Annotated in this window: 2 protein-coding genes; both read right to left on the bottom strand. The window is 67.1% G+C overall.

Going from position 1 to position 1,452, the window contains the following annotated elements; translation table 11 throughout:
• On the bottom strand, window positions 1-800 hold an 800-nt coding region (locus tag AC1DBQ_RS23305; protein WP_476930749.1), incomplete at its 3' end, for a proteasome accessory factor PafA2 family protein.
• The coding region (locus AC1DBQ_RS23300) for an AAA family ATPase (RefSeq protein WP_476930748.1) at window positions 797-1,452 on the bottom strand (656 nt) is incomplete at its 5' end. The genes AC1DBQ_RS23305 and AC1DBQ_RS23300, both read right to left, overlap by 4 nt.

Raw genomic sequence — 1,452 nt, 5'->3', positions numbered from 1 at the left:
GTGGTTTCCAGGCCCACTTCGGTTTCGAAGAAGTCGGCCCGCTGGCTGATCTGGTAGCCCGGCCGGGAGCTGTCCTGCCCGAGGCCTACCCGTCCGGCGCCGCAGATGATCTGCCGGGTGACGAAGAACGGCGTGAGCCCGCGAACGATCTCGCCGAACGGCACGGAGCGGGGCATGAGGTAGTTCTCGTGCGAGCCGTAGGAGACGGACTTGTTGTCCGTGTTGTTCTTGTAGAGGTTGACCGGCGGCAGCTCGGGGTCGGCGGCGAGGCGGCGGACGGCGGCCAGCGCCACGAGGTCTCCGGCGGCGTCCCATGTGACGGCGGCGCGCGGGTTGGTGACCTCGGGGCTGGAGTACTCCGGATGGGCGTGATCGACGTACAGCCGTGCCCCATTGCCCAGCACCATGTTCATCAGCAGCGTGCCGGCCTCGTCCTCGCCGTCGGCCTCAAGCTCCTGCCKCCCGTAGGCGAGGGCTATGGCCTCGGCGTCMAGGACCGGAGGCTGGTCGGTGAGCTGTTCGGGGTCCGCGCTGCTGCGCTCCAAGGTCCAGCCGCGGGCGTCGTGCAACGGCTCTTCGTCGGTGTAGTCCCACCGGGTTTCGGCCCCGCCGGCCGCCCGCTGCCGCGTTACCTGGGCGTACGCCTGGATAACGCGGGCAGACATCATGGTGGCGTTGGCGCCGGGGGCCGACGGCGCGTGGATGCCGTACTCGGTTTCCGAGCCCATCACCCGCATCGCACCGCCGACGGGCAGGCCGCCGGCCGTGTCGGCCGGCCGTCCCGGGACACCAGCCGTCACAGGTACTGCCCTGTGCTGGGCATCGTCTCGATGGACTTCCCGGGCTCCTGGCCGGCCTTGCMCTGGACGATGGTGCGGATGTACGTGATGCGCTCACCCTTCTTGCCGGAGATCCGTGCCCAGTCATCCGGGTTGGTGGTGTTGGGCATGTCCTCGTGCTCACGGAATTCATCCACGACCGCCCGGAGCAGGTGATCGATGCGCAGGCCCTTCTGCCCGATGGTCAGCAGGTCCTTGATGGCGTACTTCTTGGCCCGGTCCACGACGTTCTGCACCACGGCGCCGGAATTGAAGTCCTTGAAGTAGAGCATTTCGGTGTCGCCGTTGGCGTAGGTCACCTCGAGGTATTCGTTGGACTTCTCGGTGGAGTACATCGCCTCGACGGTCCGCTGGACCATGGCGTCCACGGTGGCCTGGACGTCGCCGTTGTGCTCGGCGAGGTCGGACTCGTGGAAGGGCAGGTCCGTGGTGATGTACTTGTTGAAGATGTCGGCGGCKGCCTCGGCGTCGGGACGCTGGATCTTGACCTTGACGTCCAGGCGGCCCGGGCGCAGAATTGCCGGATCGATCATGTCTTCGCGGTTGGAGGCGCCGATCACGATCACGTTGTCCAGCCGTTCGACGCCGTCGATCTCGCTGAGGAGCTGCGGAA

The organism is Arthrobacter sp. 10T413_2, from assembly GCF_056394205.1.
Note: the sequence above shows the minus strand (reverse complement) of the source record. Positions and strands in the feature narration are given on the sequence as shown.